Below are 12,519 nucleotides of genomic sequence, written 5' to 3' on the forward strand. Positions count from 1 at the left end.
CGTTGCGCGAGCCGGGGGAGGTGATCGACGCCGACGCCGAGACCAGCCGTGGCCGGGCGCGCTTCGTCCAGGTGTTCCTCGCCCAGCGTGCGCGCATGGAGGCGCTGGTCAACCGGCGCATCGGCTGCCGCGCCACCGCCGCCGACCTGGTGCAGGAACTGTTCCTGCGCTTCTGGCGCCGCCCCGAGGTCAAGGTCGAGGCCCTCGATACTTACCTGCTGCGCAGCGCCAGCAACCTGGCCATCGACTACCTGCGCAGCGAAGGCAGCCGCGACCGCGTGGCCGAAGGCTTGCAGCACACCGACGACGAAGCCTTCGCCCAGGCGCCCGAACAGGCCCTGGAGGTCGACCATGACCTGCAGCGCATCGAGGCGGCGCTGCGCGCCTTGCCCGAGCGCACCCGGCAGATCTTCCTGCTCAATCGCATCCACGGCTGCACCTATGGCGAGATCGCCAAAGCCATGCAGCTGTCCCAGAGCGCCGTGGAAAAGCATATGATGCGCGCCCTCGAAGCGTGCAAGGCGAGTGTCGCCGAAGCCGCCCCCCCACCGCGCCGGCCAGGGAGCGCCCGTCGATGAGCCTCGAACCGCCGATTACTGCCGAACAGTCCCAGGCCGCCCTGGGCTGGCTGATGCGCATCCAGCAGCAGCCGGAGCAGGCCGAAAGCGCCGCATTCAAGCGCTGGTTGCTGCAGGCCCCGGCCCATCGCCAAGCCTACGCCCAGGCCCAGGCATTGTGGCGCCAGACCGAGGCCCCGGCCGCGCGTCTGGCCGCTGAAGACCAGGCAGGCCTGCAGCAGTACCTCGAAGCCATGCGCCGGCCTGCCCGCAAACCCCATTGGCAGCGCTTCGCCGTGGCCGCTTGCCTGGTGCTGGTGCTGGGTGGCGTGGCCGGCTGGCAGCCGCAGCATTGGTTGCAGGACCTGCGCGCTGACTACACCAGCGCCGAGCAGGTGCGCCAGGTGACCTTGGCCGATGGTTCGCAACTGACACTGGACGCCGGCACCGCAATCGGCGTGGACTTCGACCAGGGTGAGCGCCGTGTGCGCCTGCTGCGCGGTGCCGCATTCTTCCAAGTGACCCACACCGGCGCGCCGTTCCTGGTCGACGCCAACGGCGGGCAGGTGCGCGTGCTCGGCACCCAGTTCGAAGTGCGCGAGCAGGCCGAGGGTGCCCAGGTCACGGTGCGCAGCGGCCGGGTGGCGGTGACGCCTGCCCAGGGCCAGCCGGCGCGCGAGCTGACCGCCAATCAACAGCTGGCCTATGCCACCGGCAGCGCGGGCGCGGTCGAGGCGGTGGACAGCGACAGCCGCCTGGCCTGGCGCCAGGGCTGGCTGAATTATTACCAGGTGCCGCTGGGGCAGGTGGTCGAGGACCTGGGGCGTTACTACCCTGGGCGGATCGTGCTGCTCGACGGCGAGCTGGCGCAGCGCAAGGTCAGCGGCAGCTTCCCGGTGGCCGAGCCGCTGCTGGCGCTGGACTCGCTGGGCAAGGTGCTGGGGTTCTCGCGGCAGACGCTGTTGGGGCGGATCACTGTCCTGCGCTAGGTGTTAGTTACAACTGGCCCAATTGCCGGCAAGCCGGCTCCCACAGAGGACCGCGCCGCCCCTGTGGGAGCCGGCTTGCCGGCGATTGGGCCGGTGCAGGCGAGCTCAACTTTTTTCACCAGGACGGTGAGGTATCCGTTCACGGCATCCGTGTAGTGAGTGGAAGTGCGATTCATTCGCAAAAGATCATCCCTCTCACAGGTCAGCGTCCATGAAGTTCACCCCGCGTTGCGTCCCGCTCTGGTTCGGCCTCAGCACCTTGTCGGTGCTGGCCATGGTCCCTCAGGCGATGGCCGAGCAGCAGAGCCAGGCCTATGCCTTCGCCCAGCCGAGCCAGCCGCTGGCCCAGGCGCTCAACGCCTTCAGCCGCACCACCGGGCAGAGCGTGGTCTACACCCTGGCGCTGCCCGAGCTGCAGGCGCCGGCCTTGCACGGCACGTTCAGCGCCGAGCAGGCCCTGCAGCAGCTGCTGGGCAGCTCCGGCCTGGCCTGGCGCCGCGTCGATGGCCGCACCCTGACCCTCGATCCGGCCGACACCACAGGGGCCGTGAACCTGCAAGCCACCACCGTCACATCCCAGGCCGACGACTACAGCTACCAGCCCCCGGCCAGCGCCTCGATCATGCGCGGCCAGGGCCCGACCCAGGACATCCCCCAGGCGATCAACGTGGTGCCCGCGCAGGTGATCCGCGACCAGGCGCCGCGCAACCTCGACGATGCGTTGTACAACGTCAGCGGCATCACCCAGGGCAACAACTTCGGCGGCACCGCCGACACCGTGATGAAGCGCGGCTTCGGCGACAACCGCGACGGCTCGATCATGCGCGACGGCATGCCCATCGTGCAGGGCCGCGCCCTCAACGCCAGCACCGAGCGGGTCGAGGTGCTCAAAGGCCCCGCCTCGCTGCTGTACGGCATCCAGGACCCGGGCGGGGTGATCAACGTGGTCAGCAAGCGCCCGCAGCTTGAGCAGTACAACGCCGTCACCCTGCGCGGCTCCAGCTACGGCAGTGGCAAGAACGGCAGCGGCGGCGGCCTGGACAGCACCGGCGCGCTGGGCGACAGCAACTTCGCCTATCGGCTGATCGTCGACCATGAAGACGAAGACTACTGGCGCAATTTCGGCGTGCACCGCGAGTCGCTGGTGGCGCCGTCGTTCGCCTGGCTGGGCGAAGCCACCCAGGTGGTGCTGGCCTACGAGCACCGTGAGTTCAGCTACCCGTTCGACCGCGGCACCGCCTTCGGCAGTGACGGGCACCCGCTGAACATTCCCGCCAGCCGCCGTCTCGACGAGCCGTTCAACGACATGGAAGGCCGCTCCGACCTGTACCGCCTGGAGGTCGATCACCAGCTGAGCGACGACTGGAAAGCCCACTTCGGCTACAGCTTCAACCGCGAAACCTACGATGCCAGCCAGGTCCGGGTGACCGGCGTCAACGAGCAGAAAGGCACCCTGACACGCAGCATCGACGGCACCCAGGGCGCCATGAGCCGCGACCAGTTCGCCACCTTCAGCCTCAACGGCAACGTCGAGCTGGCCGGCCAGCGCCACGACCTGCTGGTCGGTGTCGATCACGAAGACCGCAAGATCTACCGCGCCGACCTGATCCGCCAGAACAGCCGTTCGACCTTCAGCTACCTCAACCCGGTCTATGGCCGCGAAGTGGAAGGCACCAGCGTGCGCGCCAGCGACAGCGACCAGACCGACGAACTGCGCAGCGATTCGCTGTTCCTGCAGGATGCCTGGCACCTGGACGATCACTGGATCCTGGTGGCCGGCGGGCGCTTCCAGCAGTTCGACCAGTACGCCGGCCGTGGCCGCCCGTTCAAGGTCAACACCGACAACAGCGGCCAGACCTGGGTGCCCCATGCGGGCCTGGTGTACAAGCTCGACGAACAACTGTCGTTCTATGGCAGCTACAGCGAGTCGTTCAAACCCAACTCGACCATCGCGCCGCTGAGCATCGGCGGTGGCCAGACCCTCACCCTCGACTCCGGCATCGAGCCGGAGCAAGGCAAGTCGTGGGAACTGGGCGCCAAGCTGGATATCCCCGGCCGGTTGACCGGCACCCTGGCGCTGTTCGATATCAACAAGCGCAATGTGCTGGTGGCCGACGGCGACACTCAGCCCGGTACGATCATCTACAGCAATGCCGGTGAAGTGCGTTCCCGCGGCGTCGAACTCGACCTGACCGGCCAGCTCAGCGAGCGCTGGAGCCTGATCGGCGCCTACGCCTTCACCGATGCCGAAGTGACCAAGGACCCGGACCTCAAGGGCAATCGCCTGCAGAACGTCGCGCGCCACAGTGGTTCGCTGTCGGCGGTGTATGACTACGGCAGCCTGTTCGGCGGCGACCGCCTGCGTGTAGGGGCGGGCGCCCGCTATGTGGGGGAGCGCGCCGGCAATGCGACCAATGACTTCGACCTGCCGGCGTATACCGTGGCCGATGCCTTTGCCAGCTACGAGACCAAGCTCGACGAGCACAAGGTTCTACTGCAACTGAACGTGAAGAACCTGTTCGACAAGGTGTATTACACCTCGGCGGTGAACCGTTACTTCGTCGCGGTGGGGGATGCGCGGCAGGTGAGCCTGTCGAGTACGTTCGAGTTCTAGGTTGGTAGTACGGGCCTCATCGCGGGGCAAGCCCGCTCCCACACGCGGGACTCGTGGGAGCGGGCTTGCCCCGCGATGAGGCCTGCTCAGGCAACCACGAAGGCCGCCCGATACTCCCCCGGCGTCGCCCCCAACGCCTGCCTGAACCGGTTGCTGAAATGGCTGGCACTGGCAAACCCGCACAGCAACGCCACCTGCCCCAGCGGTAGTTGCCCCAGGCGCAACAGCTCGCACGCCCGGTGCAGGCGCCGGGCCAGCAGGTACTGATGCGGCGGCAAACCGAAGCTCGCCCGGAACATCCTCGCAAAGTGGTATTCGGACAGGTTGCAGCGCAGCGCCAGCTCACCCAGCGTCAGCGGCTGGTCGAGGTTGGCCTCGATGTACTCGACCAACTGCCGGCGTTGGTGCGGCGCCAGCCCGCCCTTGAGTTTCAGCCCCTGGCGCAGCCCCGCCTGATGCAGCACGGCATGCTCGATGATGGCGTGCCCCAGGCTGCTGGCCAGCAGCCGTTCGCCGGGCTCGGCCCAGTCCAGCTGGATCAGCTGGCGAAAGCGCGCGGCCTGCACAGGGTCTTCAAGGAAGGTCGCCTCGCGCAGTTGCATCTCCCGTGGCTCACGGTCGAGCAGGCGGGTGCAGCCCAGGGCGAATTGCGCCTCGCTGATGTACAGGTGGGCCAGGCGGATCGAGCCGTTGACCACCCAGTTCGACTCGTGGCCGGCGGGCATGATGCACAGCTTGCCAGGCGACCCCTTGTCCGACGGGCGCTGGCGGCGGAAGGTGCCGGTACCGTCGGCGATGTAGCAGGACAGGGTGTGGTGGCTGGGGGCCTGATAGTCGCGGGCATCGTCACGGTTGCTCCACAACGCCGCCGCCAGCCCGTCGCCCAGGTGCGCGCTCAGCTCCAGGCGGGCGTGGGGGGAGGCGTGCATGGCGTTGAAGACTTGCAGGTGATCGAGTGCGGGCATGGGCGGGTCCTCTGGTGGCCATCGTACTGCGATGGCGAGGGGCTGGCAGCTACCTGGCGAGGAAAAGCGCAAGTTTGTGCAAGCGCGGGAGCGACAGGCATTGAAGACTGTGAGGCCTGGCGAGGGCTGCGCCCTCGATTCGCGGGTAAACCCGCTCCCACAGGATCAGCGCCAGCCTTGCCAGCGACGCCATTCCTGTGGGAGCGGGTTCACCCGCGAAGAGCCAGGCACCGATTCTGAGAGGCCCGAGGAACCGTCGCCATGAACCTGTCGCTCTACCTGCTCACCGTCCTGATCTGGGGCACCACCTGGATCGCCCTGAAACTGCAACTGGGCGTAGTCGCCATCCCGGTGTCGATCGTCTACCGCTTCGCCCTGGCCGGGTTGATCCTGTTCGCCATCCTGCTACTTACCCGGCGCCTGCAACCGATGGACAGGCGCGGCCATCTGGTGTGCCTGGCCCAGGGTTTCTGCCTGTTCTGCGTCAACTTCATGTGCTTCCTCACCGCCAGCCAGTGGATCGCCAGTGGCCTGATCGCCGTGGTGTTTTCCACCGCCACCCTGTGGAATGCCCTCAATGCGCGGATCTTCTTCGGCCAGAAGGTTGCCGCCAACGTGCTCGGCGGCGGGGCCATGGGCCTGCTCGGTCTGGGGCTGCTGTTCTGGCCGGAGCTTTCGCACCACGCCGCCAGCCGCGAAACCCTCTACGGCCTGGGCCTGGCGCTGCTCGGCACCTTGTGTTTCTCGGCCGGCAACATGCTCTCCAGCGTGCAGCAGCGGGCCGGGCTCAAGCCCATGACCACCAATGCCTGGGGCATGCTCTATGGCGCGTCGATGCTGGCGGTGTATTGCCTGGTCAGCGGCATCCCGTTCGAGATGGAGTGGAACACGCGCTATATCGGTTCGCTGCTGTACCTGGTGATCCCGGGCTCGGTGATCGGTTTCACCGCCTACCTCACCCTGGTCGGGCGCATGGGGCCGGAGCGCGCGGCCTACTGCACGGTACTGTTCCCGCTGGTGGCGCTGAATGTGTCGGCGTTCGCCGAAGGCTACCAGTGGACGCCGCCGGCGCTGCTGGGGCTGGTGGTGGTGATGGCGGGGAATGTGCTGGTGTTTCGCAAGCCGAAAGTGAAGCCGGTCGAAGGCGTACTGGCAGTGAAATGAGGGTTGGCCCTATCGCTGGCAAGCCAGCTCCCACAGCGATCACTGAGACCTTGTGGGAGCCGGCTTGCCGGCGATAGCGCCAGCCCAGTCAGTAAGCGGCTATCAGCCTTTCCACACCTGCGGATTCACCAGATCCCGTGGCCGCTCACCCAGCAGCGCCGCGCGCAGGTTGTCGATCGCCCGGTTGGCCATGGCCTCGCGGGTTTCGGCGGTGGCCGAGCCGACGTGGGGCAGGGTCAGGGCGTTGGGCAGTTTGAACAGCGGCGAGTCGGCCAGTGGCTCTTTCTCGTACACATCCAGTCCGGCGCCACGGATGGTGCCGTTTTGCAGCGCCTCGATCAGCGCCGCCTCATCCACTACCGGCCCGCGCGCGATGTTGATCAGGAACGCGCTGGGCTTCATCAGCTTCAATTCCCGTGCGCCGATCAACTTGCGGGTGGCCTCGGACAGCGGCACCACGATACAGACGAAGTCGGCCTCGGCCAGCAGTTCATCCAGGCTCCGGAATTGTGCGCCGAGCTCCTGCTCCAGCGCCGCCTTGCGGCTGTTGCCGGCGTACAGCACCTGCATGTTGAAGCCGAAGCGGCCACGGCGGGCGATGGCCGCGCCGATGTTGCCCATGCCGACGATCCCCAGGGTCTTGCCATGCACGTCGCTGCCGAAGTGCGCCGGGCCCACGGTGGCCTGCCACTGGCCGGCCTTGGTCCAGGCATCGAGCTCGGCGGTACGGCGGGCGCAGCCCATGACCAGAGCGAAGCCCAGGTCGGCAGTGCTTTCGGTGAGCACATCGGGGGTATTGGTCAGGCTGATGCCGCGCTCGTTGAGGTAGGCCAGGTCGTAGTTGTCGTAGCCGACCGAGACGCTCGATACCACCTCAAGCTTGCCCGCGCCTTCGAGCTGCGCGCGGCCGAGCTTGCGGCCCACGCCGATCAGGCCATGGGCCTCGGGCAGGGCTTCGTTGAACTGCGCGGCGATGTCGCCCAGTTTCGGGTTGGGCAGGATCACGTTGAAGTCTTGCTGCAGGCGTTCGGCCATGGCTGGGGTAATGCGGCTGAAGGCCAGGACGGTCTTTTTCATCGGGCTTCTCCTGGGAAAAGCTACAAGCTACAAGCTGCAAGTCATAAGCAAAAGCGGGATATGTGTAGTTACGCTTCTTCTTGCAGCTTGCAGCTTGCAGCTTGCAGCTTGCAGCTGCCCATTCAGTTGGCGATCAGCACCTGGTGGGTCTTCAGGTCCGCCTCATGGGCCGCCAGGATCTCCGGCAATGAGTTGCGCAGGTACTCGACCCAGGTCTTGATCTTGGCATCCAGGTACTGGCGCGACGGGTAGATCGCGTACAGGTTGAGCTCCTGCAGGCGGTAGTCGGGCATGATCCGCACGATGCTGCCGTCACGCAGGGCATCGATGGCCGAATAGATCGGCAGCACGCCAACCCCCATGCTGCTGCGGATCGCGGTCTTCATCGCATCGGCCGAGTTCACCTGGAACGGCGAGGTGGTGATGTTGACCAGCTCCTGGCCTTCGGGGCCGTCGAACAGCCACTTCTCCAGCGGGATCACCGGGCTGACCATGCGCAGGCACGAATGCTTGAGCAGGTCGGCCGGCTTGTGCGCGGTGCCGTGGCGTGCCACGTATTCGGGCGAGGCGCAGACGATGCTGTAGGTAATGCCCAGGCGTTGCGAGACGAAGCCCGAGTCCGGCAGCTCGGTGGCGAGCACGATGGACACGTCGTAGCCCTCGTCGAGCAAGTCGGGCACACGGTTGGCCATGGTCAGGTCGAAGGTCACGTCCGGGTGCGACTCGCGGTAACGGGCGATGGCATCGACCACGAAATGCTGGCCCACGCCGGTCATCGAATGCACCTTCAGCTGCCCGGCAGGGCGGGCGTGGGCATCGCTGGCTTCGGCTTCGGCCTCCTCGACGTAACTGAGGATCTGTTCGCAGCGCATCAGGTAGCGCTTGCCTGCTTCGGTCAGCGCGATGCGCCGGGTGGTGCGGTTGAGCAGGCGGGTTTGCAGATGGGCTTCCAGGTTGGAGACCGCGCGCGAGACGTTCGCGGTGGTCGTATCAAGCTGCACGGCGGCGGCAGTGAAACTGCCGAGCTGGGCCACACAACTGAAAGCACGCATGTTTTGCAGGGTGTCCATGGGTCACTCTCGGGTTAGAGGACAAAATTGTGACATGAAGTAACGTGAATGCACGTTCGACCAAAGCCGGATTATCGCTGTTTTGGTAACAAAGATTCGCAGGAATATGCGCTTATCGCCAATGAAAGCCACCCCTAGAATGGCCCAGCCCCTCCACCTCTTCCTCGGGAAATCGCAGCTGTGCCGCGTCGCCACATCGGAGCGCTCCGAGCGCTCAGTGCCTGTGCCCTTAGCTTGTCCTTGAGCGGCTGTATCGGAACCTGGGGCATTGCCCCGCAAAGCAAGACAATCCAAGCCAACCAACTGACCACCGACGCCGCCATTGGCGAGGCGGCGCGTGATGCCCATTGGCCGGCCCAGCAGTGGTGGCGCGCCTATGGCGACCCCCAATTGAACGCCTGGGTAGCGCTGGCCCTGCAGGGCAGCCCGAGCATGGCCATGGCCGCCGCACGGGTGCGTGAAGCCAAGGCCATGGCCGGTGTGGTCGAGTCGGCCGAGCAGTTCCAGGCCAACGGCCAGGCCTCGCTCAAGCGCCACAATTGGCCCGAGGATCAGTTCTACGGCCCCGGCGCGTTGTCCGGCGCCAACACCTGGGACAACAACGCCGCCATCGGTTTCAGCTACGCGCTGGACCTGTGGGGCCGTGAACGCAATGCCAGCGAGCAGGCCGTGGACCAGGCCCACATGAGCGTCGCCGAGGCGCGCCAGGCCCAGCTGGAGCTGGAAAACAACGTGGTGCGCAGCTACATCCAGCTCAGCCTGCAGTTTGCCCGGCGCGATATCGTCCAGGCCGAGCTGGCCCAGCAGGAGCAGATCGTCGCCCTGGCCAAGCGTCGCCTCGACGGTGGCATCGGCACCCATTTCGAGGTCAGCCAGGCCGAAGCGCCGCTGCCCGAGACCCACCGCCAGATCGACAGCCTCAACGAAGCAATCGCCCTGACCCGCAATCAGCTGGCGGCCCTGGCCGGCAAGGGCCCGGGGGAGGGCGGCAAACTGCAGCGGCCAAGCCTGGCCCTCGGCGCGCCGCTCAAGCTGCCGTCGAACCTGCCCGCCGAACTGGTCGGCCAGCGCCCCGACGTGGTCGCCAGCCGCTGGCAGGTCGCCGCCCAGGCGCGCGGCATCGATGTGGCTCATGCCGGCTTCTTCCCCAATGTCGACCTGGTGGGCAGCCTCGGCTTCATGGCCACCGGCGGCGGCCCGCTGGAATTCCTCACCGGGCGCAAGTTCAACTACAACGTCGGGCCGGCGATTACCTTGCCGATCTTCGACGGTGGCCGCTTGCGTTCGCAACTGGGCGTGGCCTCGGCCGGCTACGACGTAGCCGTGGCGCGTTACAACCAGACGGTGATCGGCGCGCTGAAGAATATCTCCGACCAGCTGATCCGCCGCGAATCGATGCAGGAGCAGGCGCACTTCGCCGCCGAATCCGTGGCCGCCGCGCAGAAGACCTACGACATCGCCACCGTGGCCTTCCAGCGCGGCCTCACCGACTACCTCAACGTGCTCAACGCCCAGACCCTGCTGTTCCGCCAGCAACAGGTGCAACAGCAAGTGCAGGCCGCGCGCCTGATCGCCCATGCCGAACTGGTCACCGCCCTGGGTGGTGGCCTGGAAGCCGGCAAGGACGTGCCGGATGAACAGCGCCAGGCCGCACCGAAGACCCCCGCCGCCTTGACGCTGGTCGACAAACTCCTCGACCACGCGGACCACGCCCAATGAGCGCACTGAGCTTGCCCCTGCGCTGGCTGCAGAGCCTGGAATGGCGCCGGGGCTTCTTCGCCTGGGCGCGCACCGACGGCGTTACCTGGGTGTACATCTTCAAGGTCCTGGCCGCTGCCTTCATCACCCTGTGGCTGGCCATGCGCCTGGAGCTGCCGCAGCCGCGCACGGCGATGATCACCGTGTTCATCGTCATGCAGCCGCAAAGCGGCCATGTGTTCGCCAAGAGCTTCTACCGGGTGCTCGGCACCCTGGCCGGCTCGGCGATGATGGTTGCGCTGATCGCGATCTTCCCGCAGAACACCGAGTTGTTCCTGCCCAGCCTGGCCCTGTGGGTGGGCCTGTGCTCGGCCGGTGCCATGCGCTACCGCACCTTCCGCGCCTACGGTTTCGTGCTGGCCGGCTACACCGCGGCGATGATCGGCCTGCCGGTACTGGAACACCCCGACCAGGCGTTCATGGCCGCGGTGTGGCGGGTGCTGGAAATCGCCTTGGGCATCCTGGTGTCGACCTTCGTCAGCGCCGCGATCCTGCCGCAGTCGGCCAGCGCCGCCATGCGTAACGCCCTGTACCAGCGCTTCGGCACCTTCGCCGGGGTGGTGGTCGAAGCGCTGCGCGGCGACAGCCAGCGCGACCGCTACGAGACCAGCAACGTGCGCTTCGTCGCCGAAGCGGTGGGGCTTGAGAGCCTGCGCAACGTCACCGCCTTCGAAGACCCGCACATGCGCCGCCGCTCTGGCCGGCTGGTCCGCATGAACAGTGAGTTCATGGCCATCACCACCCGCTTCAACGCCCTGCACCGGCTGCTGGAGCGCCTGCGTGCCCGTGGCCCGCTGCAGATCGTCGGCGCCATCGAGCCGGGCCTTGAGACACTGGCCGAGCTGTTGCAGCCCTATGTGGGGCGTGCGCTGACCGACGCCGATGCGCTGCGCTTGGCGCTCGAGCTTGGTACCTATAAAGAAGGCCTGCAAGCCCAAGTCCGCGGGCTGCGGGCGGACTACCTGGAGACCGACCCCAGCGAGTCCGACCTGCTCGATTTCCACACGGCCTTCGAGCTGCTCTACCGCTTCGTCGACGAGATGTACAGCTACGCCGAGACCCACGCCTCGCTGGCCGTCCATACCCACGAGCGCGAGCAATGGGACGAGCCCTACGTGGCCCAGACCAGCTGGCTGGTGTCGGCGGCCGCTGGCGTGCGCGCCTCGGCGGTGCTGTTGCTGCTGGGCAGCTACTGGCTGCTCAGCGACTGGCCCAGCGGCGCCATGATGACCCTGATCGCCACCGTCACCGTGGGCCTGTCGGCGGCTTCGCCGAACCCCAAGCGCATGTCGTTCCAGATGGCCTGCGGCACGGCGATCGGCGCCTTCATCGGCTTCTTCGAAACCTTCTTCGTGTTCCCCTGGATCGACGGCTTCCCCTTGCTGTGCATGGTGCTGGCGCCGGTCTTCGTGCTCGGTGCGTTCCTCGCCTCACGCCCGGCCTACGCCGGCTATGGCCTGGGCTTGCTGGTGTTCTTCGCCATCGGCTCGGTGCCCAACAACCTCACCGTCTACAACCCCTACACCTTCATCAACGACTACATCGGCATGGTCATCGGCATGTTCGTCTGCGCCGCGGCCGGGGCGATCATCCTGCCGCCCAACAGCCGCTGGCTGTGGAGCCGCCTGGAGCAGGAGCTGCGCGAGCAGGTGCTGTTCGCCATCAGCGGGCGCCTGCGCGGCCTGGGCTCGGCCTTCGAAAGCCGCACCCGCGACCTGCTGCACCAGGCCTATGGCCTGGCCGCCGGCAAGCCGCAGGTGCAAAGCCAACTGATGGGCTGGATGTTCACGGTGCTGGAGATCGGCCACGCCGTCATCGAACTGCGCAAGGAGCAGGCCCGCGCGCCGGTGCACCCGGCCTATGCCGAGTCGCAGCCCTGGCGCCAGGCCATCCGCGTCATGGGCCGGGCGTTGGCGCGGCTGTTCCTGCAACCCAGCGCCAGCAACCACGAACGCGCCCTGGTGGCAGTGGACCATGCCATCAGCCGGGTGCAGGCCACCGACGAGCCCTTCGCCCGGCACTTCGACACCTCGGTGCTGCGCCGGGCGCAGAGCTACCTGCACTTCATCCGAACCTCCCTGCTCGACCCACAGTCGCCGTTGGCTCCGGCGAAAGGATTGCACGATGCCCCGTGAGATCGCCTTCCATGGCGTGTACATGCCCACCATGACCTTGATGTTCCTGTTCGCCCTGGGCCTGGCCTGGGGGCTCGACCGGTTCATTGCAAGCGTTGATGGCTACCGCTTCTTCTGGCACCCGGCGCTGCTGCGCCTTTCCCTGTTCGTCTGCCTGTTCGGCGCCCTGGCGCTGTCGCTCTACTGGTGA

The 12,519-nt window shown here is 66.8% G+C and carries 10 protein-coding genes; 7 read left to right on the forward strand and 3 right to left on the reverse strand.

Features of this window, described 5'->3' with window-relative positions; all coding sequences use genetic code 11:
- The first annotated feature begins 20 nt into the window (after positions 1–20).
- The 3 genes from LOY51_RS04550 to LOY51_RS04560 all read left to right on the forward strand — a co-directional run bounded on the left by LOY51_RS04550 (position 21) and on the right by LOY51_RS04560 (position 4,160).
- The gene (locus LOY51_RS04550; protein ID WP_374046901.1) at positions 21–578 is read left to right on the forward strand and encodes an RNA polymerase sigma factor; all 558 of its coding nucleotides are present in this window, start codon (positions 21–23) and stop codon (positions 576–578) included.
- Positions 575–1,546, forward strand: coding sequence for a FecR family protein (locus LOY51_RS04555; protein ID WP_125857494.1), 972 nt, complete (start codon positions 575–577; stop codon positions 1,544–1,546). The genes LOY51_RS04550 and LOY51_RS04555 overlap by 4 nt, the downstream gene beginning before the upstream one ends.
- 211 nt (positions 1,547–1,757) lie before the next feature.
- Entirely contained in the window at positions 1,758–4,160 is a 2,403-nt protein-coding gene (locus LOY51_RS04560) for a TonB-dependent siderophore receptor (RefSeq protein ID WP_258644887.1), read from the forward strand.
- Positions 4,161–4,246: 86 nt separating this feature from the next.
- Here the strand turns inward: LOY51_RS04560 and LOY51_RS04565 are convergent, their stop codons facing one another.
- The gene (locus LOY51_RS04565) at positions 4,247–5,125 is read right to left on the reverse strand and encodes a helix-turn-helix domain-containing protein (RefSeq protein WP_258644890.1); all 879 of its coding nucleotides are present in this window, start codon (positions 5,123–5,125) and stop codon (positions 4,247–4,249) included.
- 261 nt (positions 5,126–5,386) lie between these two features.
- On the opposite strand from LOY51_RS04565, the gene LOY51_RS04570 reads away from it, so the two are divergent.
- Positions 5,387–6,289, forward strand: coding sequence for a DMT family transporter (locus tag LOY51_RS04570; protein ID WP_125857497.1), 903 nt, complete (start codon positions 5,387–5,389; stop codon positions 6,287–6,289).
- A gap of 102 nt (positions 6,290–6,391) precedes the next feature.
- Here LOY51_RS04570 and LOY51_RS04575 read toward each other — a convergent pair whose 3' ends face one another.
- Positions 6,392–7,366, reverse strand: coding sequence for a 2-hydroxyacid dehydrogenase (locus LOY51_RS04575; RefSeq protein ID WP_258644891.1), 975 nt, complete (start codon positions 7,364–7,366; stop codon positions 6,392–6,394).
- Positions 7,367–7,488: 122 nt separating this feature from the next.
- Positions 7,489–8,436 (reverse strand): LysR family transcriptional regulator, encoded by a 948-nt coding sequence (locus tag LOY51_RS04580; RefSeq protein WP_125462652.1) that lies wholly within the window; start codon positions 8,434–8,436, stop codon positions 7,489–7,491.
- Positions 8,437–8,616: 180 nt separating this feature from the next.
- Between LOY51_RS04580 and LOY51_RS04585 the strand changes: the two genes are divergently transcribed.
- Genes LOY51_RS04585 through LOY51_RS04595 form a run of 3 tightly spaced genes read left to right on the forward strand, consistent with a single transcriptional unit; the run spans position 8,617 to position 12,519 of the window.
- Positions 8,617–10,155 carry an efflux transporter outer membrane subunit gene (locus tag LOY51_RS04585; protein WP_258644893.1) on the forward strand — a complete coding sequence of 513 codons (1,539 nt, stop codon included), beginning with the start codon at positions 8,617–8,619 and terminating at the stop codon, positions 10,153–10,155.
- The gene (locus LOY51_RS04590; protein WP_258644895.1) at positions 10,152–12,329 is read left to right on the forward strand and encodes an FUSC family protein; all 2,178 of its coding nucleotides are present in this window, start codon (positions 10,152–10,154) and stop codon (positions 12,327–12,329) included. Before LOY51_RS04585 ends, LOY51_RS04590 begins: the two co-directional genes overlap by 4 nt.
- Positions 12,319–12,519, forward strand: a complete 201-nt coding sequence (locus LOY51_RS04595) for a DUF1656 domain-containing protein (protein ID WP_028689551.1) — start codon at positions 12,319–12,321, stop codon at positions 12,517–12,519. Before LOY51_RS04590 ends, LOY51_RS04595 begins: the two co-directional genes overlap by 11 nt.

Origin of the sequence: Pseudomonas sichuanensis, assembly GCF_024749065.1 — a bacterium.
Classification (GTDB): domain Bacteria; phylum Pseudomonadota; class Gammaproteobacteria; order Pseudomonadales; family Pseudomonadaceae; genus Aquipseudomonas; species Aquipseudomonas sichuanensis.